Source organism: Lautropia dentalis (assembly GCF_003892345.1).
GTDB lineage: Bacteria > Pseudomonadota > Gammaproteobacteria > Burkholderiales > Burkholderiaceae_E > Lautropia > Lautropia dentalis.
Genome location: NZ_RRUE01000001.1, coordinates 306599 through 333329, shown reverse-complemented (window position 1 = coordinate 333329; position 26731 = coordinate 306599). Strand labels below are relative to the sequence as shown.

21 protein-coding genes are annotated in these 26731 nt (G+C 65.4%); 3 read left to right on the top strand and 18 right to left on the bottom strand.

Annotated elements, in window-relative coordinates; translation table 11 throughout:
* Window positions 1-13: 13 nt before the first annotated feature.
* The 12 genes from EHV23_RS01265 to EHV23_RS01210 form a co-directional block, all read right to left on the bottom strand.
* The gene (locus tag EHV23_RS01265) at window positions 14-4171 is read right to left on the bottom strand and encodes a pilus assembly protein (protein ID WP_125094367.1); all 4158 of its coding nucleotides are present in this window, start codon (window positions 4169-4171) and stop codon (window positions 14-16) included.
* A 139-nt stretch (window positions 4172-4310) separates the two neighbouring features.
* Window positions 4311-4802 carry a hypothetical protein gene (locus tag EHV23_RS01260; RefSeq protein ID WP_125094366.1) on the bottom strand — a complete coding sequence of 164 codons (492 nt, stop codon included), beginning with the start codon at window positions 4800-4802 and terminating at the stop codon, window positions 4311-4313.
* A gap of 211 nt (window positions 4803-5013) precedes the next feature.
* Window positions 5014-5670, bottom strand: coding sequence for a type IV pilin protein (locus EHV23_RS16330; RefSeq protein ID WP_275265078.1), 657 nt, complete (start codon window positions 5668-5670; stop codon window positions 5014-5016).
* Window positions 5667-6293 (bottom strand): pilus assembly PilX family protein, encoded by a 627-nt coding sequence (locus EHV23_RS01250; protein WP_125094365.1) that lies wholly within the window; start codon window positions 6291-6293, stop codon window positions 5667-5669. The genes EHV23_RS16330 and EHV23_RS01250 overlap by 4 nt, the downstream gene beginning before the upstream one ends.
* A gap of 32 nt (window positions 6294-6325) precedes the next feature.
* On the bottom strand, window positions 6326-7360 hold the full coding sequence (locus tag EHV23_RS01245; RefSeq protein ID WP_158615772.1) for a PilW family protein: 1035 nt from the start codon (window positions 7358-7360) through the stop codon (window positions 6326-6328).
* A complete protein-coding gene (pilV, locus tag EHV23_RS01240) occupies window positions 7360-7893 on the bottom strand; it encodes a type IV pilus modification protein PilV (protein ID WP_158615771.1) in 534 nt (177 codons plus the stop codon). Before pilV ends, EHV23_RS01245 begins: the two co-directional genes overlap by 1 nt.
* 134 nt (window positions 7894-8027) lie before the next feature.
* A complete protein-coding gene (locus EHV23_RS01235) occupies window positions 8028-8552 on the bottom strand; it encodes a GspH/FimT family pseudopilin (RefSeq protein ID WP_125094362.1) in 525 nt (174 codons plus the stop codon).
* A 625-nt stretch (window positions 8553-9177) separates the two neighbouring features.
* Window positions 9178-11514, bottom strand: a complete 2337-nt coding sequence (gene rpoD / locus EHV23_RS01230; RefSeq protein ID WP_125094361.1) for an RNA polymerase sigma factor RpoD — start codon at window positions 11512-11514, stop codon at window positions 9178-9180.
* Between the two features lie 335 nt (window positions 11515-11849).
* Window positions 11850-14090: a DNA primase gene (dnaG, locus tag EHV23_RS15780; protein ID WP_238990223.1), complete on the bottom strand. Its 2241-nt coding sequence runs from the start codon at window positions 14088-14090 to the stop codon at window positions 11850-11852.
* A gap of 39 nt (window positions 14091-14129) precedes the next feature.
* Window positions 14130-14588: a GatB/YqeY domain-containing protein gene (locus tag EHV23_RS01220; RefSeq protein ID WP_125094360.1), complete on the bottom strand. Its 459-nt coding sequence runs from the start codon at window positions 14586-14588 to the stop codon at window positions 14130-14132.
* A gap of 160 nt (window positions 14589-14748) precedes the next feature.
* Complete coding sequence (gene rpsU / locus EHV23_RS01215) at window positions 14749-14961, bottom strand: 30S ribosomal protein S21 (protein WP_005673817.1); 213 nt, start codon at window positions 14959-14961, stop codon at window positions 14749-14751.
* 243 nt (window positions 14962-15204) lie between these two features.
* Complete coding sequence (locus tag EHV23_RS01210) at window positions 15205-16656, bottom strand: BaiN/RdsA family NAD(P)/FAD-dependent oxidoreductase (protein WP_125094359.1); 1452 nt, start codon at window positions 16654-16656, stop codon at window positions 15205-15207.
* A 67-nt stretch (window positions 16657-16723) separates the two neighbouring features.
* On the opposite strand from EHV23_RS01210, the gene tsaD reads away from it, so the two are divergent.
* Window positions 16724-17776 (top strand): tRNA (adenosine(37)-N6)-threonylcarbamoyltransferase complex transferase subunit TsaD, encoded by a 1053-nt coding sequence (gene tsaD, locus EHV23_RS01205; protein WP_125094358.1) that lies wholly within the window; start codon window positions 16724-16726, stop codon window positions 17774-17776.
* Window positions 17777-17779: 3 nt separating this feature from the next.
* Here tsaD and plsY read toward each other — a convergent pair whose 3' ends face one another.
* Together plsY and xerD are read right to left on the bottom strand one after the other, a co-directional pair.
* On the bottom strand, window positions 17780-18442 hold the full coding sequence (plsY, locus tag EHV23_RS01200; RefSeq protein WP_125094357.1) for a glycerol-3-phosphate 1-O-acyltransferase PlsY: 663 nt from the start codon (window positions 18440-18442) through the stop codon (window positions 17780-17782).
* 67 nt (window positions 18443-18509) lie between these two features.
* A complete protein-coding gene (xerD, locus tag EHV23_RS01195) occupies window positions 18510-19391 on the bottom strand; it encodes a site-specific tyrosine recombinase XerD (RefSeq protein ID WP_125095446.1) in 882 nt (293 codons plus the stop codon).
* A gap of 445 nt (window positions 19392-19836) precedes the next feature.
* On the opposite strand from xerD, the gene tsaE reads away from it, so the two are divergent.
* Window positions 19837-20340 carry a tRNA (adenosine(37)-N6)-threonylcarbamoyltransferase complex ATPase subunit type 1 TsaE gene (tsaE, locus tag EHV23_RS01190; protein WP_125094356.1) on the top strand — a complete coding sequence of 168 codons (504 nt, stop codon included), beginning with the start codon at window positions 19837-19839 and terminating at the stop codon, window positions 20338-20340.
* Window positions 20292-22139, top strand: a complete 1848-nt coding sequence (locus EHV23_RS01185) for an N-acetylmuramoyl-L-alanine amidase (protein ID WP_125094355.1) — start codon at window positions 20292-20294, stop codon at window positions 22137-22139. Before tsaE ends, EHV23_RS01185 begins: the two co-directional genes overlap by 49 nt.
* 136 nt (window positions 22140-22275) lie before the next feature.
* On the opposite strand, the gene EHV23_RS01180 is transcribed toward EHV23_RS01185, so the two are convergent.
* The 4 genes from EHV23_RS01180 to EHV23_RS01165 all read right to left on the bottom strand — a co-directional run bounded on the left by EHV23_RS01180 (window position 22276) and on the right by EHV23_RS01165 (window position 26567).
* Window positions 22276-23610: a UDP-glucose dehydrogenase family protein gene (locus tag EHV23_RS01180; RefSeq protein ID WP_125094354.1), complete on the bottom strand. Its 1335-nt coding sequence runs from the start codon at window positions 23608-23610 to the stop codon at window positions 22276-22278.
* A gap of 184 nt (window positions 23611-23794) precedes the next feature.
* Window positions 23795-25153, bottom strand: coding sequence for a sensor histidine kinase (locus tag EHV23_RS01175; protein WP_125094353.1), 1359 nt, complete (start codon window positions 25151-25153; stop codon window positions 23795-23797).
* A complete protein-coding gene (locus tag EHV23_RS01170) occupies window positions 25150-25854 on the bottom strand; it encodes a response regulator transcription factor (RefSeq protein WP_125094352.1) in 705 nt (234 codons plus the stop codon). Before EHV23_RS01170 ends, EHV23_RS01175 begins: the two co-directional genes overlap by 4 nt.
* On the bottom strand, window positions 25854-26567 hold the full coding sequence (locus EHV23_RS01165; RefSeq protein ID WP_125094351.1) for a PepSY domain-containing protein: 714 nt from the start codon (window positions 26565-26567) through the stop codon (window positions 25854-25856). Before EHV23_RS01165 ends, EHV23_RS01170 begins: the two co-directional genes overlap by 1 nt.
* Between the last annotated feature and the right edge of the window lie 164 nt (window positions 26568-26731).

The following is a 26731-nucleotide window of genomic DNA, read 5'->3' as shown; positions in this document are numbered from 1 at the left end:
GCTTCCTGTCCGGTCAGTTCCCCCCGCCCTCCAGCGGGCTGGTCACGGCCGCCCCCGCACTGTAGCTGTTGTCGGGGATGGACAGCTCGCGCCACCACCAGCGGGTCGGTGCCGGAATGCCCACACAGACATTCTCCGCCTCACCCACGTTCTGCAGGCTGCTGCCCAGGGAATTCTTCGGGCAGACCAGCTTGGGCTGTACCGGCTTGCAGTCCTTCGTGGTGCACGGCGCCTGCGGTTTTTCCGAGAGGATCACCGAGCGGCCCGTCCAGTTCTCCACGGCCCAGCCGCCCACCTTTTCGTCGTCGCCATCGATCACCCGGTTTTTATTGGTGTCGATGACCGACTTCGTGCTCATGCGGCCCGACAGCGGATCCACCAGCAGCGAGAAGCCCGGCGTGTTGATGGTGGCCTGGCAGGCAGCAATCGACTCGTTCACCAGCGGGCTCATCGTCTCGAACAGCGCCATCCCCGACAGCAGCTGCGGGGCCAGAATGCTGCGCTGCCCCTCGATGGGAATCATCCCCTGCAGGTCGATGCGCCAGCCCCGCTCGGTCTGCCAGTCCAGCGCACTGTTGGCCTTGTCCGTGGTGGGAATCACGGCCAGACGGCGCCCCTGCACGACCAGCACATTCACCTTGCGCTTCCGGACCTGGGCTGCGGTCACCGGCCTGCCGGCCTTGTACACCGACCAGCTGCCGTTGGCGGCCCGCTCGTTCTCGTCCACCCAGACCAGCCGTTCGGTAGTGCCGGCAACCCGTTCCTGAATGACGCGGGTGCGGTCCCACACACCATAGATGGCATCCACCGGCAGCGTGCTGCCATCCGTGGGCAGAATGTTGTCGCCCTTCTCGAACAGCTTGCCGGTGCCGAACAGCACCATCATGCCGCCCAGCGGATGCGTGACGGTGTTGGGTGCTGCCGTGATCGGGCGTGCACCGTGCGTCGTGAACATCGGCTTGCCACCATAGCCCACCCGCCAGTCACTGCGGTTGGCACTGGCCATGTCGAACTTCCACAGGTTGCCCAGCCGGTCCCCCGCATAGGCGCCAGTGATCACCTGGTTGCCATCACGCGCCAGCGCCACGCCACCCAGCCCATTGGGATTCTTGTCACTGCCCACACCCGTGTCCAGCCGGTGCAGCACCACACCGTCCTTCAGGCGCACCACCAGCAGCTGGGCGCGGTTGGACTTGCTTTCATACCCGTTACCCAGCACGGCCACCCAGGTGCCGTCGGCCAGCACACCCACTTCGGGTTCGGCCAGAACGTGACCCAGCGCATCGGTGCTGCCCGAAGTGTCGGCACTGGTGTTGGCGGCCAGCGTTTCCTCGCTCAGCTCCCACAGCACCGCCTTCTCGTTCAGGGCCGTGCTGCGGGTGTCGGTCACATCCAGCGCAAACACCGATTTCACGCCGGCGCCGGTCGTGCCGATCACCACGTTGTGCCAATGGCCGTCCCAGAAGGCGTCCCGCTCGATCAGCGGACCATCCATCAGCAGCCGCGGGTGATAGCCCTTCTGGGTGGACGCCCCCAGCCATTTCAGCGAGCCAAAGGGCGCATAGGCAAAGATCTCCTTGCCACCGTCCTTCGCCGTGTCCGGGTTGGCATTGAAGCCATGCAGGAAGCCCTCGTTGGCCCCCACGAACACCATGGTCTGCCCGCACACCCGGCTTTCGGTGCCGGCACAGGCCCGCCGGCGCTTCTGGTCCACATAGGTGCGGTAACTGCTGCCCGCCCCGGCGTTGTCCTTCAGGTTGGTGGGCAGGTAGCGATAGCCACGGTCGATGGCGGCCCCCACGTAGGTGGGCGAGGAATTGACGATGGGGCCCAGGCCCTTGGCTACCGTCCGGAACGTGTTCGAGGACGCATCCCGCTCGCCCCGCAGGAAGCCGATCAGCGCATTGCCCTTGGCTGCGTCCTTCTTGAGGTCGACACCTGCCCCGCCGGCCAGTGCCGTCAGTGCATTCTGTCCCAGGCCTGCCGATGAGAAGGAGCTCGCCCCCTCACGGGTTCCATCGCCCACGAACATGGCGCGCGCATTCGGCAGCGGGATGTGCTGTGACACACTCCATTGCAGGGCGCCCTGCTCCCCGCTGGCGTTCACGGCAAAGGAAGAAAGTTCCCCCGTCTGGAGCTTGGTCTGGAATGACGGCACGAACTTCTGGTTGTCGGCCTGCAGGGCGCGCGACGCCACATCCACACCCGACTGCGTACCGGTCCGGTTGGCAATATCGGCAAGAATGGACTCCATCTCGCTCAGGAAGCCTTCACTGTTCTGCACATCCACGTAACGGCCATGGCCGTTGATGGCCGCATGCCAGAGGTCGTCGATGGCGGTCGGATCACCGGCCTTCACTGTTCCGGGCCACTGCTTCGTACCGGCCTTGATGGCCTCCAGATCCTTGTTCGGATCCAGCGTGCCCTTCAGACCAAAGCCCAGCGTGTAGGTGGTAACGTTCTGCCAGAACGACGGGTTCGAACCATCCTTGGTGCTGGTGTAGGGCTCCACCATATTGAGAAGATCCTTGCGCAGGTCCTTCTTCCAGGCATCCATGGCGTAGTCGGCCAGGGAGCCCGAGGCGGTACCGCGGAACGGCGCTTCCGGCTGGTACTGATAGGAGGGACGGGGCTTTCCGTCCGTGGGCGGGCGGTCATCCCGAATGACATCCCCCGCTACGTTATCGGATTCAAGCGTATATTTTTCCGTCTGCAGTCTGTTCTTCTCATCATCGGTTACACCCGGATACCAGAACGTGTACTGTCCATCCGTCATCAGGATGTGGTACGAGCGGCGGCAGGCAAGATGGGCGCTGTTGGACTCCCCTCTTTGGGCATGCCCGGGGTTGTTGCCCCAGGGACCATTATTGTCATCCCGCTCGAAATATTTGTTGACCGTACTCATCGCACGCATCAGCGGCGTGGGGCCCTTGCCCTCGCGCGACAGCAGCCAGGCCAGAAAATCTTCCCGGTCCTTGCCCTCGAAGCGGCGCACGCCCCGTTCGATGATGGGCATGTTCTTGCCATCGATATCCTTGCCGACCAGCCCCGAAAACTCGTTACCTTCCGAGTTGTTGATGGCCCCATAGCCCACACGCACATCACCACCCAGCGCTTTCACGAAGGCATTGCCCACGGCCGCAATGGCCACATGCATGCGGGTTCGGTGATACTGGAACCAGTTGGCAAAATTCTGGTATTCCTGCGCCTGTGTGCAGACGCGCCCCGTTTTTGCGGCATTGAGCGCACAGTCTTCGCGGGCCAATGCCCGATCGAAGCTCTGGTGGTCCTTGATCGACACACGCTGGTAGTTGGAGGCGCTGTCCTGCTTCCAGTCGGCAGGCGGCTGGAAGGCTGGGTCTTTCTTCAGGTAATAGGTGGCCGGTGCAATTTCGGTGATGCTGTCATCACGCTTGCACCAGCCCTGTGCATACCAGTTACTCGTAATGCTCCAGTACCTGCCTTTACTGTTGGTTCCCAGTGTGGGCTCGACACATACCGGGATCTTCATGTTCTTGAGCACGCCCTTGCCGCCGTCGACCTGACCAAGCGTGCTGTGCGTACCGGTGATGTCCAGCGTATGCCAGTCACGGATGGACTTGTGCGGATGGCCGATGTGATAGATGACCGCCTTCGGATTGGCGTTCTCCATCGACGTACCATCCTTGTTCACCCAGGGTTTGTACTGCACATCCGGGTTGTAATACAGCGTGTTCACCTGCGGCGAACGGCGACGCGCGGCCAGCACGTTATTGTCGTTGGTGGCCAGCAGACCCTGCGCGTAGTACACCGAATAGACCCGGACATATTTGTTGTTATAGTCATCGTCGGTCAGCTCGCGGTCAGGAAAAAAGCTCGGTTCCCCCGGGTGGAATCCGAAGATGATGCTCTCCAGATCCGTATCCGGCAGATAGTTGAACGCCATCGACCCCGAGTCATCCAGCGTGAACATCAGGTTGGGTTCCACTACCGGCAGCTGCTTGATGATCAGTGACTCCTGCGCCAGCTTCGAACCACTCGCGGCGCCACCGGATGCGGCCTGTGCCAGCACGGCCGGTGCTGCGGCACACGACATCAGTGCCAGTGCCACCTGCACGGCCCGCGCAACGCGGCGCACCACCGGCCGCCCCCCGACCCGCTGTCCTGCGTCATTCTGTTGAATGTGCTTCATATCCCAATGCCCGGTATTCGTCTGGTTGTCCGTGAACCCGTATCGGGTCATTCACGGATCTGTGACTGTTCGTTCATGGACACTTCGGCCGGCAGTGCGCCCTGGTCCGAAGCCCCCTGTCCTTTCGTGTTCCGTGTGTTCAGTGCCCGTGTACGGTGATGATTCTGGCGTCGTCGCTCTCCACGGCAGGCCGAAGGACATCTGCTCCCGGCCCCCGAACCGATGGTGATGGATGGCCGGAATTCCCCCATGCACGCGCCCCGGTTTCGTCCCGGCCGAAGACGACGTCTCCATCAGGCCCATCCACGGAATCGTCGAAACCCTCGAAGCCGGCAAAGCTGTCCAGTGCGTCGAAACCCAGATGGAAGTGCCAGTCCGGCTCGTCCGCGCCACTCAGGTCGTGCCATGCGGCCCGTTCTTCGGCACTGGCCTCCAGCTGCCCGGCCAGCCCCCACAGCACGTCCAGTTCCGGCGCATCATCAAACGACGAAAGGCCGTGCATCCACAGCCCTGCGTCCTCACCGTCCACGTCCGTGGCAAACGTGCCGGGAGGCTCCCCGGCCAGTCCGGCATGCGCCTTGCGCCAGGCACCATCGGCCCAGTGGCCGCGCGACAATTCCTGCTGATTCATCTCTGAAACTCCCTTCCGGGCGGTTTTTCCCGGCCCTGCCCGGCCTGCCCGAAACGGACCGGCCTGACTGGCCTGATGAGAAAACCTTCCGGATACACACCGGGCGGCAGGCCGATGCTCCCGTGGAGCCCCGGTTCCACCGCCCCTGCCCCGGCAGCCACTGCCGGCGCTGCATCTGGCTGCACGGCCCGGCGGGCCGGCAGCCTGTGTCCTAGCGCCAGCAGCTCTCGGCCGTCATGCCGCTCTTGGCCGGACGCTCCGTGATGCCGCGCTGCCCCGTGCTGTTGAGTGTCAGCGTGCCGCAGGGGTCGTTCCTGTCCACCGGCCTGGCCTGCAGCGTATAGCTGGTGGCATCCACATGACTCAGGCTGATGTGATAGAGCGCCGCTCCGTTGCGAGGCGATTTTTTCAGCGAATCGGGCAGTTCCACCGGCGTCTGGCCATCACGCTGGCGGTTGTAGCCGTTGTGCAGCGAATAGAAACGCTGCATGAACTGCGTGGCGTCCATCAGCACGGCCTTGGCATCGGCCCGGTTGGCGCGCTGGATGTAGGTGAAGTACGACGGAATGGCAACGGCCGACAGAATGCCCACGATGGCAATGGCAATCAGCAGTTCGATCAGCGTGAAACCGGCATGCCGCACACCGCGCCCTGCCCGCGCCACCGTGTGGTGGATCAGGCCGGCCGGCATGGGCTCGGCACGCACCGGCGCCTCTGCGCTGTTCACGGCCTCCACCTCGAACGGACCAAAGATGCCGGTGTGAGGCATGTCCGCGCCGGAGCATGGCGCCCGGCCACAGGCCACGGCCCGCGTCACTTCCCCATCCTGCTGGCGCAGGCTGCGCCCCTGTGTCTGAAACACGTTCATTGGATCACTCTCACCATCGATTGCAGACGGACTTCCGAACCCTTGGCCGTCTGGGGATCACCACTGTTTGCCGGCACATAATCCGGGCTGTAACCACGCACCGTGATGCGCACGAACCGGAAGCGGTCGGAATCGAAACCACGCGACTCGGCCGTCACCGTACCCGGTTTGGGCGGGGCGATCTGGCGCCAGTCGTCGATCGTCAGGTAGCGGAACAGGCACTGCGGCATGGTCTTGATCTGCGCCGGCACGTTGATTTCCTGCGGCGTCAGCCTGCGGCCCGCGGGGCCATTCCACTGGTTCTCGTCGGTCCACTCGTCCCAGGAGAGCGCCGTGATCATTGGCGTGCCGGCAAAATTGTTGATGACCTGCCGTTCGCAGAAGCGCAGTGCCGCCTCGGCCGCCTGGAAGGCCAGCGTACGCGCACGCAGGTTGGCGCCCACCATGTCGGTGGTCAGCGACAGGCGCACGGCCACTGCCGTACCCAGGGCCATCACCACCAGCAGGATCAGCGTCATCATCATCACCAGGCCCTGCTGGCTGCGCCTGGGCGCCCCCAGCGGCCCCTGCCCTGCCGCTGTCACGCCGGCGTGAACCGGCGTGGCGGTTTTCCGTGCAGCCATGTCCTTCCGTCCCTGTGTCTTCACGCTGGACCTCATTGCGTTGCCACCTTGTTGCGCAGGGCCACGGTCATCGTGAACGCCTGCCGCAGCCGGCGGTCATTCGAGTACTGCACCTTGCCATCGCAATCCACATAGGGCGTGCGGGCCTCTTCGTTGACGTTGTTGTCACTGCGCATGACCAGGCACAGACGCACCGAGTCCACCGCACACCACGAATTGGCCGCCATCTGGCCCGGCTGGCAGGCCTTCACCAGGTCGGTGGCCGACACATACTTCTCGGTACGGCCCGCCAGCGCCGGAGCATCGAAGGCCACGTTGGTCGACTGGGCCTCACCATTGATGGGCGATACCCCGTAGAAAATGCGCAGCTGGTCCACGTTGTCGGCCAGCAGCTGTTCCGTTTTGGGCGGCTTGTTCGGCTGGGGCGTGGGCGGAATGTTCGAACGGCAGAACAGGCCCGGATTGCCCGAAGCCGTACCCTGCGTCTTCACGTAGATGCGTTCATTGATCTCGTTGGAGACCTTTTCTCCGTGCCTGACCCGTTGCGTTTTTTTGGCGGCAGCCCTGGCATCCTCGGCCTGGTCCATCTCCTCGCTGATGACCACGCTGCCCAGGCAGTCCCAGTTGCGCCCACCCCGGGCCACTTCGAAGCGCAGCGCCAGCGTGTCGCTGGCATCCTTGTTCACATTGCTGCAGGCCAGCGCGCTCCAGGGGGCGGACGGATCGGTAAAGTCGCCGCGGCAGCCGAACAGCGAAGTCTCGTGGTCCATGGACACGTCTTCGGGCATCACCTCCGAGGACGGCATCCAGAAGCCGGCCATGCGCAGGTGGTCGGCCAGCTGCACCAGTGCCAGCATCCCCTGATCATGAATGGAGGCCTGCACGTTCTGCTTGCGCCCCGACATGCCCGAGCCACTCACGGTGTACAGCACGGTGGCCGTCACCATCAGGCCGATGGCCACGGCCACCAGCATCTCGATCATCGAGAACCCCTGCTGCGCGCGGCGCCGGGGCGGATGCCAGGCCATCGGCTGCTCGCCCTGCCCCATCCAGGTTCGTTTCTGCATCACAGCGATACCCCCAGCTGAAGACATTGCGGCTTGTGTTTGTCCCGTTTCAGGTCATCCGGGCAGAAAACCGCCGACGACAGGGCAGGATCGTCCAGACCCGGCACATTCGGCTGGATCCACACGACCCAGATGTCATACCCGCTGTTCTGGCCACGGGTCACCAGCACATCACCACCGGGCATGCTGTTGCGCGCCATCACGCGCAGGTCGTACTGGTCAGACTCGGCCATTTCGGCGGCGCTGCACACCTCGGTGGCGGTATGGCATTTCTCACCGGAATTGGGGCGCGAAAAGCCCTGCGTCGGGTCATACCTGTAACTGGACAGGTAATGGTCGGCCCCTGCCACATTGGCCCGCATGCGGTCGGCATATTCGGTCGCAATCTGGGCCGCCATGTTGCGGAACTCGGCCGTACGCTGATAGCCCATCGATTTGGTCTGCGCCCACAGCATGGACAGCAGCCCCACCGACAGCACCACCACCGCCACCAGCACCTCGATCAGGCCGGAGCCGGACTGTTTCGGGCGCATACGTACGCCTGATTTCGGACATACCGCTGCACCAGATACCGCACCGACCCGTACATCAGGTTCCGGGGACATGCGTGCGCCTGATTTTTCATGGTTCCATACACCCGCTTCCGGGTGTGCCCGCAGTTCCGTTCTCAGCATTGCGCCAGCACCCCCGTGTCACTCAGGCACACCTTTTTCTTCAGTTTCATGAGGGAAGGATCGTTCTGCGCGTGTTTGGGGTAGAACTCGAACACGCGCGCCCCGCCCTCCTTCAGCACGCCATTGGGGCGGAAACGAACGGCATCCCAGGCATCGGCCTTGATCGTGCCGCCATTGGAATAGCCCTGCTGGATGCGGATGTACTGGTCGTTCCCTTTGACGCTGCCGACGAAGATGATGTAACCGGTCGACCAGTCATAGCCCCAACGGTTGCAGCCCGGCTTGGCACGGTTCGGATCGGCAGTCGGACACATCGACACCTCCCGCCCCCGCTTGATCGCTTCGGAGCGGGCCAGGCGCATGGCCGAGGTCAGGTCGGTGATCTGGGCGTTGATCGAACGCTGAATGGCAAAGTCCCGAAAGCTGGGAATGGCGGCGGCGGCCACGATGCCGGTGATGGCCATCACCACCAGCATTTCCTGCAGCGTGAAGCCTGCCGAGGCTTGCGAGGGTTTCATGCTCTCCAGACCAGTTCAGTTGAACGAAAGGCCGACGTGCCGGTCCGGGGGCACTGCCCCTGGTTCGCTGCGGGCGCCTTCCGCCGGGCTGCACGGGCGTGGTGCCCGTGACAGCGGGGATCAGCCCCGATGGCACGTCATGCAGCGGCAAGTCTGGGGCACTGCCCCTGCCTCGGCAACGTTCTCTGGACGAGCGGGGGCTGGGTGTCTACTGATGGTCACACCCGGCTGGTGAGTGCGTCTGCGTTGCCTGGCGTGTGTCCTGGACTCATTGGTCCCCGCGTCCCCCTTTGGGTGGCTACAGGACAGGGCTGCAGGGCCACAGCATCCCCGATGGTTTCAGGGTACTGCCAGCGCGGTCATGGGCACCGGTCATGAGCACCCAAGAGGGGGATTCTCCACTGGCGGAACACAAAAAACCCCCGCAAACGAACCGTGTGGGGTTCATGTGCGGGGGGTTGGGGAGGCTGGGAGCAAGCTCCTGCCCGCTTCCACGTTGCGTGCCGGTGGATGCACGGACGGCACGTCCATGCATCACGACCCACTCAGGAAAGCCTCATGTCTGGTATCCGGGTATCGCGGGGGCGATGAACCCGTGACACGCAAAGACCATGTCACCCGGGCATCACTGCCCTTCCAGGAAGCTCTTGAGCTTGTCGGCCCGGCTGGGGTGACGCAGCTTGCGCAGCGCCTTGGCCTCGATCTGGCGGATGCGCTCGCGGGTGACGTCGAACTGCTTGCCCACCTCTTCCAGCGTGTGGTCGGTACTCATCTCCACACCGAAGCGCATGCGCAGCACCTTGGCCTCGCGCGGGGTGAGCGAATCCAGCACTTCCTTGACCACCTCGCGCATCGAGTCGTGCAGCGCGGCGTCGGACGGCGCCAGCGTGGTGGTGTCCTCGATGAAGTCGCCCAGGTGCGAGTCGTCGTCGTCGCCGATCGGGGTTTCCATCGAGATCGGTTCCTTGGCGATCTTCAGGATCTTGCGGATCTTCTCTTCCGGCATGTCCATCTTCTCGGCCAGGGTGGCGGGATCGGGCTCGACACCGGTTTCCTGCAGGATCTGCCGGCTGATGCGGTTCATCTTGTTGATCGTTTCGATCATGTGCACCGGGATGCGGATGGTGCGCGCCTGATCGGCGATGGACCGGGTGATGGCCTGACGGATCCACCAGGTGGCGTAGGTGGAGAACTTGAAGCCACGGCGGAACTCGAACTTGTCCACGGCCTTCATCAGGCCCACGTTGCCTTCCTGGATGAGATCGAGGAACTGCAGCCCGCGGTTGGTGTACTTCTTGGCAATGGAAATGACCAGACGCAGGTTGGCCTCGGTCATTTCCCGCTTGGCCTTGCGCGCCTTCATCTCGCCCATGGCCATCCGCTTGTTGATCTCCTTCAGGTCGGGCAGCGGCAGCACCACGCGGGCCTGCAGGTCGATGAGCTTCTGCTGCAGATCCTGGATGTCGGGGATGCTGCGGGTCAGCACGTCGGCGTAGCGCGGGCTGGTGGCCAGCTCGTTGTCCACCCAGGCCAGGTTGGTTTCGTTGCCCGGGAAGCTCTGGATGAAGTGGCCGCGGTCCATGCCCACGCGGTTGACGCAGATGTCCAGAATGGTGCGCTCGACGGTACGCACCTCGTCCACCTGCGCGCGCAGCATGTCGCACAGCTTTTCCACCACCTTGGCGGTGAAGCGGATGGACATCAGCTGCTTCTGCACCGATTCCTGCGCGGCCAGGTATGGCCCGGACTTGTAGCCCTCGTTTTCCAGCGCCTGGCGCATGGCCTCGAAGAACTCGCCGATGCGGTCGAAGCGCGACAGCGCCTCTTCCTTCAGCTCTTCGAGCTTGGCGTTGTTCATGGCGGCCACCGTGGCCTCGTCGTCATCGTCGCTGTCCGAACGGGACGGGCCGAAGGACATTTCCTCGTCGGCCTCGGGGTCGAGCAGGCCATCGACGATCTCGTCCACGCGCAGCTGGCCCTCGCGCACCTTCTCGGCCTGTTCCAGCACTTCGGCAATGGTGGTCGGGCAGGCCGAGATGGCGTGCATCATGTCCTTCAGACCTTCCTCGATCTTCTTGGCAATGACGATTTCGCCTTCGCGGGTGAGCAGCTCGACCGAACCCATCTCGCGCATGTACATGCGCACCGGGTCGGTGGTGCGGCCGAATTCGGAATCGACCGACGACAGGGCGGCCTCGGCCTCCTCCTCGGTGTCGTCGTCCGACGAGGTGACGGTGCGGTCGTTGAGCAGCAGCGAGTCGGTGTCGGGTGCCTGCTCGTACACCGAGATGCCCATGTCACTGAAGGTGCCGATCATCTGGTCGATGGCCTCGACCTCGGTCAGCCCCTCGGGCAGGTGGTCGTTGATCTCGGCGTAGGTGAGGAAGCCCCGCTCCTTGCCCAGCTTGATCAGCTGGCGCAGACGGCTGCGGCGCGCTTCCATTTCCTCTTCGGTCACGCCCTGCTTGACGCTGGCCAGCGCTTCCTTGATGAGCGCCTTTTCCTTCGAGCGCTTGTCGCGCGAGCGGCCCTTGGCCGGCGCGGCAGGCACCTCGTCCACGCCTTCATCCACGCCATCCAGATCGTCACCGTCGCTGTCGCCGTCGTCGGTGGAGATCACGTCGTAGTCGCCACCGTCCTCGAAGCCGTCATCATCATCCAGTTCACCGCCGGCCGCCGGCTTCGCCGCAGCCTTTTTCTTGCTGGCTGATTTTTTGGCCGGCTTTTTGGTGCCATCGGCCTTCTTCGCACGGCTGGCCTTCGGCTTTGCGGCCTTTTCCTCACCGTCGGAAGCCTCGGCGCCATCAGCCTTCGCGGCCTTGACGGTCTTGCTGGCGGCCTTCTTGGCCGGTTTTTCGGCCCTGGCCTTCTTCGCCGGTTTGGCTTCGGCGCCCTCGGCGGCCGGTGCGGCTGCGCCGGTCACTTCTTCCTGGGTTGCAGTTTTGTCAGAGTCTTTTGCCACGTTGATTTCCGCCTTGCCTGTTCGAGCCTCCGGGCAGCCCGCCGGTTCCGGATCTTCCGGAAACCGTGCTGCCCGCCTGCTCCCTAACCTCGATGACTCACCGCCGGGGTGAGGTTCATTGTCCGTTACCGAAGAAGACGCCTTCGGCCGCCTGTACTGCCCGCGGAGCCGCATACCGGCCTGCGCCCACGATGCCGGGCCCCGGCCGGCCCGGTCCGCGGGCCGTGCGCAGGCACCGGCGAAGCACCCCGCAGGCCGGCGTGTGCCCCGTGGCCTGCACGCCATGCCTGCGAACGGGCACGGACCTGCCCCAATATGAAGAAACTCTAATCATATCAGCCCGCTCCCCGCTCGGATAAGCGCTTGATCACAGCCGTCAGTTCCTCATATCGGGTTCGTACCCCCGGTTCATCAAGGCCCTGGCTGACGGCCCGCACCAGTTCGTGCCGGGCCTGGTCCAGCCGCAGCCGGTCCAGGGCATTGAAGTAATCCTTCTGGGCTTCGTCGTAGCCCATGCTGGCCATCACGCCCGCGTCCTTCTCGTCGAGCTGCTCGATGAAGGCGGCCTGTGCGGGCGATTCTTCCCGCACACCGGCCAGCACCGAGGCAAAGTGCGCCCCCACCGGCAGCCCGGCCAGCCGCGCCCGCCAGTCCAGCAGGCGCTGCGGCAGCAGGTTTTCGTCTTCCAGCGGCTCCTGCGCCAGCGCCGGGTAGTAGGCCAGCAGCAGGCAGACACGCTGCACCAGCGTGGTGGGTGTCGGGCGCAGACGGCCGCCCCCGGCGCCCCCCGGCCCCGAAGCGGAAAACCCGGAACGACCGGCGAAACCGCCATCGCGACCTGCCCTGCTGCCGAAGTTCCGGTCCCGGCCGGCGGCATCTGCCCCCCGGCTGCCATCACCGTAGCCCCCACGGCGGCCAGCATCATGACCAGCAGCCCCCTGGACAGCGCCTCCCCAGCGTCCATCCCCTGCACCGGCACGCCCTCCATCCGGGCGGCCTGCGCCCCCCTCGCGCGTCCATCCGCCATGGCCACTGCCAGAACGGTTTCCGCCTGCATGGGTTCCGCGCCCGTACGGGTCAGCGCCAGAGGCGTCACCATGGGCACCATGGGAACCAGCGCCCTGAAATCCAGCCCCCTGGGCGGCACCGCCCCAGCGTCCATCGCTGCGCGAAGCACCGCTCCGACCAGCCTGGCGCGCACCGTAATCGTTGCCGGCGCGCGCATGGCCCCCTGCGCCGCCGAAATTCCGCACCTGGCCACTGCGGCCCGACGGTGCGGCAGGACGTGCCAGCTGCAGGCCCACATAGGAGGCCAGTTCTTCGGTGTGCAGCCCGAGCCGGCCCGCCATGTCCACGAGAATCTGGGTGCGCAGCGCAATGTCGGGCATCTGCAGCACCAGCGGCTTCAGCTCGGCCTGCATGCGTGCACGCCCCTCCGGGGTGGTGATGTCGCCCCGGCTGGCCAGCTCCTTGAGCAGGAAGGACGACAGCGGCAGCGCATCGCGCACCAGCGCCTCGAAAGCCTCCAGCCCTTCCTCGCGCACGAAGCTGTCGGGGTCGTGCTCGGGCGGCAGGAACAGAAAATCCAGCTGCTTGGTGTCGGACAGCACCGGCAGTGCGTTCTCCAGCGCACGCCATGCCGCACGGCGACCGGCGCTGTCACCGTCGAAGGCAAAGACGATGCGGTCGGCCTGGCGCAGCAGCTTGGTGATGTGCACGGCCGTCGTGGCCGTACCCAGCGTGGCCACGGCATAGGTGCAGCCGTACTGGTGCAGCATCACCACGTCCATGTACCCTTCCACCACCAGCACCCGGCCGGTTTCGCGAATGCCCTCGCGCGCCTCGTACAGGCCGTAGAGTTCGTGGCCCTTGGAAAACAGCGGGCCTTCGGGGGAGTTCAGGTACTTGGGTTCACCAGCCCCCATCACGCGACCACCAAAGCCGATGATCTGCCCGCGCGGGTTGCGGATGGGAAACATCACCCGCTCGCGGAAGCGGTCGTAGCGCCTGCCTTCGTCACCGGCAATCACCAGCCCGGCCCGCTCGGCGTCTTCCGCGGCATAGTCGGGCAGCACCCCCTCGAGGTTGCGCCAGCCGGCCGGGGCATAGCCCAGCCCGAAGCGCTTGGCCGTCTCGCCGCTCACGCCCCGGTCCTTCAGGTACTGGATGGCCGCCGGGGTTTCCTTCAGCCGCAGGCGGTAGTAGGCGGCGGCCCGGTCCATCCATTGCGACAGCGCCAGCTGCTGACTGGCCTTCTGGGCGGCATCACGCCCCTCGCGGGAGTTGTCTTCGGGCACGGTCAGCCCGGCGTCGCGGGCCAGTTCGTGCACGGCCTCGACGAAGCCCATGCCGAAGTGCTCCATCAGGAAGTTGATGGACGAGCCATGGGCGCCGCAGCCGAAACAGTGGTAAAACTGCTTGGTGGGCGAGACGGAAAAGGAAGGCGTCTTTTCGTTGTGAAAAGGACACAGCCCCTGGTAATTGGCACCCGCCTTCTTCAGTTTGACAGACCGACCCACCACATCGACGATGTCGACGCGGGTCAGCAGCTCCTGAATGAACGATTGCGGGATCAAACCTTCATGGGGCGAAGAGTGTGCGCCAGACGGGCGCGCTCAGGCGGCCAGCCGGGCACGGACCCGGGCGGACACGGCAGCGAGATCGGCCTGGCCTGCCAGCCTGGCCTTGACGATGGCCATCACCTTGCCCATGTCGGCCATGCCGGTGGCGCCGGTTTCTGCCATGGCGGCCTCGATGACGGCGCTGATCTGCGCCTCGTCGGCCTGGGCGGGACGGTAGGTGTCGAGCACGGCCAGTTCGGCGCGCTCCTGTTCGGCCAGTTCGGTACGGCCGGCCTTTTCGAACTGCTCGATCGAGTCTCGCCGCTGCTTGGAGAGTTTCTCGATGATGGCAAGCACCTGGGTGTCGTCGAGCGTGATGCGCTCATCGACTTCCTTCTGCTTGATGGCGGCCAGCAGCAGCCGCAATGCACCCAGACGCACCTTCTCGCGCGCCCGCATGGCCGCCTTCATGTCGGCATCGATACGCGTTTTGAGATCAGCAGCTGCATTCATGGGGCTATCCACGGGCTGTTCAGGAACCCGTGCAGTGAGGAATATGAAAACGACAGAGAACGGCACGGCTGCCATACGCCAGCGCAGCCCTCACGGACATGCACCGGCACACAGCAGCCTGTGTCAAAAAAGACTGAACCGGGGGGATGACCCGGGGGGATCAGTATTTTTTCTTGGGCAGCATCTGGCTGCGCAGGCGCTTGTGGTGGCGCTTCACGGCAGCAGATTTCTTGCGCTTGCGTTCTGCAGTCGGTTTTTCATAGAACTCACGCGCACGCAGCTCGGTGAGCAGGCCGGTCTTCTCGATGGTTCGCTTGAAGCGCCGCAGGGCAACATCAAACGGCTCGTTTTCCTTGACTCGGACCAGTGGCATGAAAAAACCTTCCTTGAAACGTTGTGGGGGGCTATTGTGATCAGTCCGGCATTATAGCCATGACACCGTTCACTTGCCAAGCAGTGACGGCATCCCGTCGCCCGGCGGGGTTCGTCCGTCGGCTGCCACTGGCGCGTCGGGCCACGAATCGCTCTGTGGCATGCGAAGCACCCCGGGCCTGTCTGGACTTGCTGTCCTGCACAGCAGGCAGAAGTTTCCCCGGGTCTGATCATCAAGGGCGCCTCAATGGTTGCCCAGTGCCCGCGCAGCCACCCAGGCCGAAGCCCAGGCCCACTGGAAGTTGTAACCACCCAGCCAGCCGGTCACGTCCACGGCCTCGCCGATCCAGTAACAGCCTGGAATGCGCCGGACCATCATCGTGGTGGGGTCCAGTTCTGCCGTGGCCAGCCCGCCCACCGTCACCTCGGCCTTGCGGTAGCCCTCGGTCCCGGCCGGCACCAGCGGCCAGGCATTGAGCGCCTGCCCCAGTTCGCGCAGCCGGGCATCGGGCAGGTCGGTCAGGCGCATGTCCTCACGCAATCCCTGCAGGGCGGCTGCCAGTTGCGGTGGCCACTGCGTTCCCGACAGGGTGGCGGCACCGGCCAGCCACGCACGGGCCAGCCGGCCCGGCAGCAGTGTCGACAGGATCGTCCCCAGCTGCTGGCGATGGGGCTGCCCGTCTCCCCGCTTTCCCTCGGACAGGGGAGAAGCCGCCAGCCGCCCGTGCTTCAGATCCACCAGCCATTCGCCAGCCCGTTCTATCCCGGGGAGCAGGTTCAGCCACAGCGGCTGGCCGGCGCGCCAGTAGCTGGAAATCTGCAGCGATGCCGGCCCCGACAGGCCACGATGGGTAAACAGCAGGTCTTCGCCGAAGCGTACAGACTGCGGTTTTCTGGTCTTTGCACGCCCCGGTGGACTGACCGTCACCGACACATCCACCGGCAGGGCCACACCAGAAAGCGCGGCAAAGGGCTGCCAGGCGGAAGAGGTCATCGTCAGCGGCACGAGGCCCGGCCGGGGAGCGATGGTCTGCAGGCCCCACTCGGTGGCCAGCTGCCAGGCAAAGTCCGAGGCGCCGATGGCTGGAATCGACAGCCCGCCCGTGGCGATCACGAGGCTGCGGGCACGCAGTACACCTGCCGTAGTACGAATCTCGAAACGGGGGGCCTGTCCGGCGTCCGTGTCCTGCAAGGCCCGGATGCCGGGCACTGGAGGCGCCCCTGTCGCGGACGGACGATCTGCCAGGCGTGATTCCTCCGGCTCCTGTGATTCACGCACCACCAGCCGCTGCATGCCGGTCACCGTCACCGGATGGCGGATCTGTACGCCGCCGCGGCGGCAATCGGCCAGCAGCATGTCGATGATCTGCTGGCTGCTGTCGTTGCAGAACAGCTGCCCCAGGTGTTTTTCGTGAAAGCCGATACCCGCGTGACGCACCCGCGCGATGAAACGCTCGGGTGGATGTTCCTTCAGCGCGTAGCGCACGAAGCGCGGGTCGGTGCACAGGTAGCGGGCCGGGTCCGCACCATTGAGGTTGGTGAAGTTGCAGCGCCCGCCGCCGGAAATGCGGATCTTCTCGCCGATGCGCCGGGCATGATCCAGCACCACCACCTGCCTGCCCTGCTGTCCCAGCAGCCCGGCACAGTACAGCCCGGCCGCACCGGCGCCGATCACCACCACGTCACACGTTTCCACCCGCCTTACCCCCTGCCGAACCCGCGTATCATCGCACCAGCTGATTTGAACAGAAAAGGCGTCCCCCATGCTGGTACTGGGCATCGAAACCTCCTGCGACGAAACCGGAATCGCCCTCTACGACACCGACCACGGCCTGCTGGCACAGGCCCTGCACTCCCAGGTGGCCATGCACAACCGCTATGGCGGCGTGGTGCCCGAGCTGGCCTCGCGGGACCATATCGAGCGCATCGTGCCGCTGCTGGAACAGGTGATGGCCGAGGCCGGCCGGCCGCTCGACAGCATCGACGCCATTGCCTACACTCAGGGGCCCGGACTGGCGGGCGCGCTGCTCACCGGCGCGGCGGTTGCCACCGCACTGGCCTTCTCGCTGAACAGGCCCGTCATCGGCGTGCACCACCTCGAAGGTCACCTGCTCTCGCCGCTGCTGTCGGATGATCCGCCGGCCTTCCCGTTCGTGGCACTGCTGGTCTCGGGTGGACACACCCAGCTGCTGCAGGTCGATGGTCTGGGCCAGTACACGCTGCTGGGCGAGACGGTGGACGACGCCGCCGGCGAGGCCTTCGACAAGAGCGCCAAGCTGCTGGAGCTGGACTATCCCGGCGGGCCGGCCCTGTCGGCACTGGCTGCACAGGCCAATCCGGACCAGCCCGATGCACCAGTCTTCAGCCTGCCGCGCCCCAAACTGAAAAGCCCCGATCTGGATTTCAGCTTCAGCGGCCTGAAGACGGCCGTGCTCACGCAGGTGAAGAAGGGGCTGCCCACCGAACACCGCCCCTGGCTGGCCCGCGAGGTGGAAGAGGCCATCACCGATGTGCTGGTGGGCAAGTCGCTGAAGGCACTGGAGCAGACCGGACTGAACCGGCTGGTGATTTCGGGCGGGGTCAGTGCCAACCACCGCCTGCGTGCCAAGCTGACCGACGCCGTGAAGCGATGGCCTAAACGCCGGGGGCCGCTGCAGATCCACTTCCCGCCACTGGCACTGTGCACCGACAACGGCGCGATGATCGCCTACGCCGGTGCCCGCCGGCTGGCCGCCGCCAGCCCCCTGCCTGCCGGCGAAGCACTGCACTTCGATGTCCGGCCCCGCTGGCCGCTGGAGGAACTGCCGGCGGCGTGACGCTCAGTGCCCCCCCACCCGCGGCGGCGGGTATTTGACCTTCGGCGCGGCCTTCCTGCCGCCGCCAATCTTCGATTCCTTGCCCGTCAGCAGCCGGTTGATGTTCTCGCGGTGGCGCCAGATCAGCAGCGCGGCAATCAGCAGCACCACCAGGGCGCGGGCGTCGATGCCGTAGAACAGCTGCCAGTAGATGGGCGCCATCAGCGCCGCCACGATGGCCGCCAGTGACGAATAGCGGGTGACGAAGGCCACGGCCAGCCAGGTGGCCAGCACGGCCAGCCCATGCAGCGGGTTCATGGCCAGCAGCACCCCGCCGGCAGTGGCCACGCCCTTGCCGCCCTTGAAGCCATGGAACACCGGATACAGGTGGCCGATGAAGGCGGCCAGCCCAACCAGCATGACCAGCAGCGGCGACAGCCCCAGTGACGGGGCCAGCCATTTGGCCAGCAGCACCGCCACCACACCCTTGCCCACGTCGCCCAGCAGCGTGAACAGCGCCGCCTTTTTGTTCCCGGTACGCAACACGTTGGTGGCCCCCGGGTTGCCCGAGCCGTAGGAATGCGGGTCGGCCAGCCCCATCAGGCGGCTGACCACCACCCCGAACGACACCGAACCAATCAGATAGGCCACCAGCAGGACCAGGATTTGTACGGGCAACGACGCCATGATCGATCATCCAGAAAAATGATGTTTCAATATTACCGGAATGCTCCAGCGCATGTTATGCGCGCACTCACCCCCGCGGATGATGCTGCGCATGCAGCGTCTTGAGCCGGGCGCGGGCCACGTGCGTATAGATCTGCGTGGTGGAAATATCGGCATGCCCCAGCAGCACCTGCACCACCCGCAGGTCGGCACCATGGTTGAGCAGGTGCGTGGCAAAGGCGTGGCGCAGCGTGTGGGGCGACAGGTGCGCGGCAATGCCCGCCTTCAGCGCATGGCGCTTGATCAGCACCCAGAACATCTGGCGTGTCATGCCCGCTCCCCGCTGCGTGACGAACACGGCATCGGCCTGATGCGCGCCCAGCAGCCGCGGCCGCGATTCCTGCAGGTAGCGCACCAGCCAGGCACGCGCCTCCTCGCCCAGCGGCACCAGCCGTTCCTTGTCGCCCTTGCCCACGATGCGCACCAGGCTGTCGACCATCGACACCTCGGCCATCCGCAGGGCCACCAGCTCGGACACCCGCAGGCCCGTGGCGTACAGCACTTCCAGCATCGTGCGGTCGCGCAGCCCCAGCACCGTTTCGACATCGGGGGCCGCCAGCAGCGCCTCCACCTGGGCTTCCGACAGTGTGTCCGGAAAGCGTCCCGGCTGCTTCATGGCCTGGATGCGCAGGGTGGGATCGTCCTGGCGCACGCCACCCCGCAGCAGGTAGCGATAGAAGCGCCTGTACACCGTCAGCCGCCGGTTGGCCGAACTGGGCTTGCCCTGCCCGTGCTGGGCCGCCAGCCAGGCCAGCAGGTCGGCCTCCGAAGCCGCCACCAGCGCCACGCCCCGGGCCGGCACGGCCAGCCAGCGCGCCAGCTGCAGCAGGTCGCGCCGGTAGGCTTCCAGCGTGTTCTTCGACAGGCCGTCCTCCAGCCACAGGGCATCGCAGAACTGGCGTATCTGCATCTGCGCCTCGTCCAGCAGCGCGGCGGTGGCGGCCGTCGTACCCGGGGTCGCGGCCACTGCCCTGCCGGCCACGGAATCCGCCACATCGGCCTGCTGTCCATCGGTTTCGTCAGTCTTCACGGCTTCCCCTGCTTCACAGCTTCCCTCGATCTGCCCGAAAATAGCCAGCCCCCTTCCTGCACATGGTCGGGGCCAGCCTTGCCTGCGTGGCGCCTTGTCGGCACATGGACAGGGCCAGCGCGGTGACGAAGCACCCATAGCACGCATCAGGGTGCCTGTCCGGCCCGAACCGGACGGGCGGCCTGACTCCCTGCGCACGTCGTGGCGTGTTCATCCGCACATCACGCCTTCGGGGCAGACGGGACAGCCCCGTAACACGCATGAACATCATCCCTGTCGTTTTTGCCAGAATAAGGGCGAAAAACCAACAGCTGCGGAAACAACCTTGCAACACTTTCATCTGGCCGACGAACGGCAAACCGGACACTGGGCCGAGGCCCTGGCTGCCGCCCTGTCCACGCAAGACCTTGGCAAACAAGCCTTTTTGATCACCCTGCGGGGGGATCTGGGCGCCGGCAAGACCACGCTAGCCCGGGCCCTGCTGCGTGCGCTGGGCGTAAAAGGGCGTATCAAGAGCCCCACCTACCCCCTGCTCGAATCTTATAATCTACCGAAGTTCAACATCTACCACTTTGATTTATATAGGTTCTCTTCGCCAGACCAGTGGTTCGACGCCGGCTTCGACGACATCTTTGCCGGTGCGGGGCTGATGCTGGTGGAGTGGCCGGAGCAGGCCGAAGGTGCCCTGCCCGGTGCCGATCTGGATCTGAGACTCGCGCTCACCGACGATGTCGAGGCGCGCCAACTGGAGGCCCATGCGCACAGCGCAGCCGGAGCAACATGTCTGACGACGCTCGCCAAACACCTCGCAGCCGCCGACGCCTGCTGACGCTGGGCCTGGCGACACCGCTGCTGCTGCCCCTGCGCGCCGTCGAGGCCTCGGCGCCCATCCGGGTCAGCCACCCCTCGAAGCGCCCGGGCAGTGCCCAGGGCAGCACCGGCGTGCGCACGGCTGCCGCATCGACGGGAGGCAGAAGCGTTTCGTCGGGCCGCACTGCCGCATCGGGCGGCAGCAAAACGGCTGCATCCCACGGCAAAGCCACGTCATCCGGCAACCAACCTGCCTCATCCAGCGGGAAATCTGCCTCATCCGGCAGCAAGTCTGCGTCATCCAGCAAAAAATCTGTCTCGGCCCATCAGAGTTCATCCTCGTCCACCGGCACCAGTGGCAGGACCGGTTCGGACACAACCACCCGGTACACTGCCACGGCCAGCAACGGGTCGTCCTCATCCAGTGGCACGAACCATACAGGCAGCACGCGCCATGCAGGCGACACAAGCCATGCTGCCCAGCCATCCCTGCAGCGCACGGCACTCAACAGCACCACGCCATCCGGCGTATCCGGCAGAACCGACACCCGTCACGGCATTGCGGCCGTGCGCATGTGGCCGTCGCGCGAGTACACCCGGGTCACCTTCGAGCTGACCCAGGCCATCCCCTTCCGTGCCCGGCTGATCGACAACCCCAACCGGGTCATTCTCGATCTGGAGGGGCTGCAGGTCGAATCGAAGGTGCGCGAGCTGCTGTCGCGCATCAGCACGCAGGATCCGTTCGTGCGGCAGGTGCGCATCGGCCAGTTCAACCCCGAAACCCTGCGCATCGTCTTCGACCTGAAGCAGCCGGTGGCGCCGCAGGTGTTCACGCTCAAGCCCACGGGCAACTACCAGCACCGGCTGGTGCTGGACTTCTATCCGAAGCATGCCGACGACACGCTCGACCAGCTGATCGCCTCGGCCGCCGAGGCGCAGAAGGAAGGCAGCGCCCAGGGCAAGGGCGGAGCCCCGGGCAGGTCTGCGCCCGAGGCACGCCAGCACGCCGATGCCCGCGGCGGCCAGCGCCGCAACGGGCAGAAAGGCGGCTCCCCGTCATCGGCGCCCGCCACTGGCGGCCGCCAGCCGGCGCAGGAAGAGGTGGCCCGCATCTTCACCGTGGCGCTGGACCCCGGTCATGGCGGCGAGGATCCCGGTGCCACCGGCCCGAAGGGCACGCACGAGAAAGACGTGGTGCTGGCCGTGGCGCACCGGGTGCGCAAGCTGCTGGCGAAGGAAGAGAACCTGCGCGTGATCATGACGCGCGACGACGACTACTATGTGCCGCTGGTCAAGCGCGTGAACAAGGCACGGGGCGTGCGCGCCGACCTGTTCGTGTCCATCCACGCCGACGCCTTCGTCAAGCCCGATGCCAGTGGTTCATCCGTGTTCGTGCTGTCGAGCCACGGTGCCACCAGTGTGGGCGCCAAATGGCTGGCCCGCAACGAGAACAAGGCCGACCTGATCGGCGGGGTGAACATCCGCACCACCAGCATGCCGGAAACCGCCAGCCTGCTGATGGATCTCTACACCACTGCACAGATCCGCGACAGCAAGGTACTGGCCGGCCGCATGCTCAACGAGCTGGGCCAGATCGGCAAGCTGCACCGCGGGCAGGTGGAACAGGCCAATTTTGCGGTGCTGCGCTCGCCGGACGTGCCGTCGGTGCTGGTGGAAACCGCCTTCATCAGCAACCCCGACGAGGAAAGACGCCTGCGCGACCCTGCCTATCAGGACCGTCTGGCCCGCGCCATCGCGCGAGGCATTCTGGACTACCGCCGGCACAACCCGCCGGCGGCACGGGGCAAGGTTTCCTGACGCCACTGCCCAGCCAAAGGCCGGTCACCGGCTTTCCGGCCAGAGACGATGGCGCCTCACGCAGCCATATCTGTCCCGGCCATATCTGCCCCGGCTATGCCAACCACGGCCATGCCGGCCACGGCGGGGCTACCGCTCACGGCCGGCCCACGCTCTGGTAGCGGAACCCCATCTCGCGCACTTCGTCCGGCTGGTACTGGTTGCGGCCGTCGATCACCACCGGGTAGCGCATCTGCGTGCGCAGGCGCGCAAAATCCGGCGCGCGGAACTGCGGCCACTCGGTCACCAGCACCAGCGCATCGGCACCCTCCACAGCCTCATACTGTTCGGTCATGAAGCGCAGCGTGCCTTCGGCCTGCGGATCCTGCGGCATGGCGCGGCGTGCCGTTTCGGTGGCCTCGGGGTCATAGGCCCGCACGAGGGCACCGGCCTTCAGCAGCGATTCCACCAGTGTGATGCTGGGCGCCTCGCGCATGTCGTCGGTCCCCGGCTTGAACGCCAGCCCCCATACGGCCACCGTCTTGCCACGCAGGTCGTCACCCAGTTCGCTGCTCACCATTTCGTACAGGCGGCTCTTCTGCTGGTCGTTGCGATGCTCCACGGCCGACAGCAGCACCGGGTCGAAGCCGGCCGAATGCGCCATGCGCGCCAGTGCGCGCACGTCCTTGGGCAGGCATGAACCACCATAGCCTGCACCCGGACGGATGAAGCGGGTGCCGATGCGCGGGTCGGCACTGATGCCCTCGCGCACGCTTTCCACGTCCACCCCCAGGCGCTCGCACAGGCCGGCAATCTCGTTCATGAACGAGATGCGGGTGGCCAGCATGGCGTTGGCAGCGTATTTGGTCATTTCGGCGTCGCGTACCCGCATGTGGATGATGCGCGCCCCTTCCTGCGCAAAGGGGGCATACAGTTCATCCATCACCTGGCGGGCATGGCCAGATTCCACCCCCAGCACGATGCGGTCCGGTTCCATGAAGTCCTTGATGGCCACACCTTCCTTCAGGAATTCGGGGTTGGACACCACGTCGAATTCGATCTGCACGCCGCGTCTGGCCAGCTCGGCATCCACGGCGGCGCGCACCCTGTCGGCCGTGCCCACCGGCACCGTCGACTTGTTGATGATCACCGACCGTTCGGTCATGTGCTGGCCGATTTCGCGGGCCACGGCCAGCACGTGCGACAGGTCGGCCGAACCGTCCTCATCCGGAGGCGTGCCCACGGCAATGCAGTAGACCTGCGCCTTTTTCATGGCGTCGGGCAGCGAGGTGGTGAATTCGAGACGGCCGACCTTTGCATTGCGGTCGATGATCTCGTCCAGGCCCGGTTCGTAAATGGGCACCACGCCGCGCTTCAGTCCTTCGATGCGGCTTTCGCTGATGTCCACACAGGTCACGTGCTGACCCTTTTCTGCCAGGCAGGCACCTGTGACCAGACCCACGTAGCCAGACCCAACGATGACGATGTTCATTTTGTTTTCCTGTTTCTGAAGAAGGAGTCAATGACCGGAAAAACCAGCCCGGCCAGCAATGCATGTCCGGTGCGCGCCGGAAAACGGATCCGGCCGCATGCAGCCCGGTTACGCATGTCATGCCCCCGTTCGTCCATGACCCGTTCAGCCGGGCGCAACCCGTTTATCCGCCGGTACCGCGTTTTCACCGGGGCAGACGCAGCATCACCTGCAGTCCACCCAGCGGGCTTCTGCCCAGATCCAGCCGTCCCCCGTAGGTTTCGGCAATGTCGGAGGCAATGGCCAGGCCCAGACCGCTGCCCTCGGTGCTTTCGTCGAAGCGCTCGCCCCGCCGGCGGGCCCGGGCGATTTCATCGTCGTCGAGGCCCTCGCCATCGTCGTCGATGCAGATCGCCACGAATCCGGTACGTGAGGCCATGCCTTCCTGTTCATTCGTGGCCTGACGGAACACCTGCAGCGTCACCCATACCTGGCTGCGGGCCCATTTGCCGGCGTTGTCCAGCAGGTTGCCCAGCATTTCTTCCAGGTCGGTGCTTTCACCGCGCCAGTGCACCGCGCCCGGCAAGTCCAGCCGCCAGTCGAGGCTGCGCGAGGCGTGCAGCATTTTCATCAGCCCGAGCAGTCCTTTCAGGCACTCGCCCACATCGATGCGCCGCACGTCCCCTGCGCCACTGCCTGCCCGGGCCAGATGACGCTCGATCATCCGGTTCATCGTCTCGACCTGCTTCTGCACACTGGCCGCCACGAGCGAGCCATCGCGCGACTGGGCATTGAGCAGTGCCAGCGGCTTTTTCAGCGCATGGCTGAGATCGGCCGCATTGCCCCGCGCACGCATCACGATGCGCGCGTTGCGTTCGAGCACTTCATCCACTTCGGCTGCCAGCGGGTCGAGATCGGGGCCATACCCCGTTCCCACCCGGTCGTGCTCACCGGCGTGGATGCCCTGCAGCCGGTCGTGCAGCCGGCGCAGCGGGCGCAGGCCCAGGCGCACCTGAAAATACATGCCCGCCAGCAGCGCCGCCGCCAGGCCGCCCAGCATCACCACCAGAAACCGGTCGATGAACACCATGTCCTTGCGCGAGGGACCGGCCGGTCCGTAGACGAACAGCCGGTAATCGTGGCCCTGGATGCTCAGGGGCCGCACCAGGCCATAGAGCAGCTCGTCACGCGGCCCGTAGGTGAGCAGCAGCACGTCGGAACCGGCAACGTGCCGGTCGGTGGGGGTTTCCAGCCGGCTGTCCCAGAGCGAACGGGAGCGGTGCACCGTCCCGCCCTCTTCCAGCTGCCAGTACCACCCGGAAAAGACGAAACGGAATTCGTCGTTGACCAGCCGGTGATCGAGCGAGGGCGTGCCGTCGCGGTCGAGACGCATGCCGGCCGCAATGCGGTCGGCCCGCTCGCCCAGCGATCCGGCCATGCTCCGCAGGATGACGGCATGCAGCTGCTCGCGCAGCAGCAGCCCGCCCACCGTGGTGGACAGCACGACGGCCAGCATCCCCAGCAGCATCAGGCGCTGGGCCAGGCCCATGGGCGGCAGGGTCATGTCGGCTCATCCTGCGACAGGGCGTCCTCATCGGCACCCTCGTCGGGCAGAACCAGGGCAAATCCGCGGCCCCGCACGGTGCGGATCATCGGCGCGCCGAGCTTGCGGCGAATGCGGCTGATCAGCACGTCGATGGCATTGGAATCGGGGTCGGAGTCACGCGCATACACATGCTCGGAAATGTCGGCCCGGCTCAGCACCACGCCGGGCTGGTGCATCAGGTAGGCCAGGATGCGCTCTTCCTGGGCGGTAAAGCCGAGGCGTTTGCCTTCCATGGAAAAACGGCCCTGATGCGTGTCGTACGACAGCGGCCCCACCTGCAGCACGGGCTCGGCATGGCCATAGGCGCGACGCATCAGCGCCCGCAGCCGCAGCACCACTTCCTCGTGCATGAAGGGCTTGGTGAGGTAGTCGTCGGCACCGGCACCAAAGCCCGAAAGCTTGTCGCTCCAGCGACCGCGCCCGGTGAGAATCAGCACCGGAAAACGGCGCCCCTGCTCGCGCCAGTGCTGCAGCACCGACACGCCGTCCAGCTCGGGCAGGCCGAGATCGAGCACGGCTGCATCATATTTTTCGGTGCAGCCGAGAAAATCGGCCTCGCGACCATTGGTGGCAATTTCCGCCACCATGCCGGACTCGTCCAGCACACGGGCCAGGCTTTCGGCCAGCTCACGGTCATCTTCAACGATCAGTACCCGCATCAGCGCACCTCGATTTCCTCTTCGTCGAGCACCCGTCCCGTCACCGGATCGAGGGTCACCTCGATCAGCGTGTCGTTGAGCAGGCGCAGATCGACCTCATAGACGGGCCGCGTGTCCCGGTCGTATTTCAGTTCGGCCTCCAGCACCGTGCCCGGGTAGCGCTGCAGCACGACATCGAGCAGTTCGGGCAGCGATTTCATGTCGTTGCCGGGATCCATGCTGCCCATGTCGGAGAGCAGCTCGCCCGAAGCGGCGTCGACGAACACGCCGCGCACCAGACCATCGTCCTGACGGACGCGCACCTGGTACACCTCGCGCCCCTGGCGGCCGCGCTCGAGATCCACATCCACCACCAGCCCCGGATAGCGCGCCAGCACGCGGCGCAGCATCTCGGGCAGGCTGCTCACGTTGCCACTGCTGCTGCGACGCACTTCCTGGCCGGAGACGGCATCGATGTGAATTTCGCGCCGGCGGCCATTGGCGTCCAGCAGTTTGACCTCATAAATATGACGGCCCGCCTCATCGCGGTCCAGTTCCACGTCCAGCACATTGCCGCTGTACTTTTTCTGGACCATTTCCAGAATGTCCGCCAGCGGACGAAAGCGCCCTGCCGTCACGGCCTTGCGCACGTCGTCGTGCTGCGGTGCGGCCATGGCAGCCACGGACACGCCCAGAAGGGCGACGGCAACGGAAGGGAAAATCCACTTGAACATGCGAACACCCACGGGGACCATGAACAGCATCCTAAACAACCCTGTCTGAACGAATCATGAACCGGTCTGTCAAGGCTGGTTCATGCCGGATGGGAGACAATGCAGGGAAACCCGTGGAGCACAGGCCGCCTCGCCCGGCACGCCGCCGCTGGCGCACAGCTCCC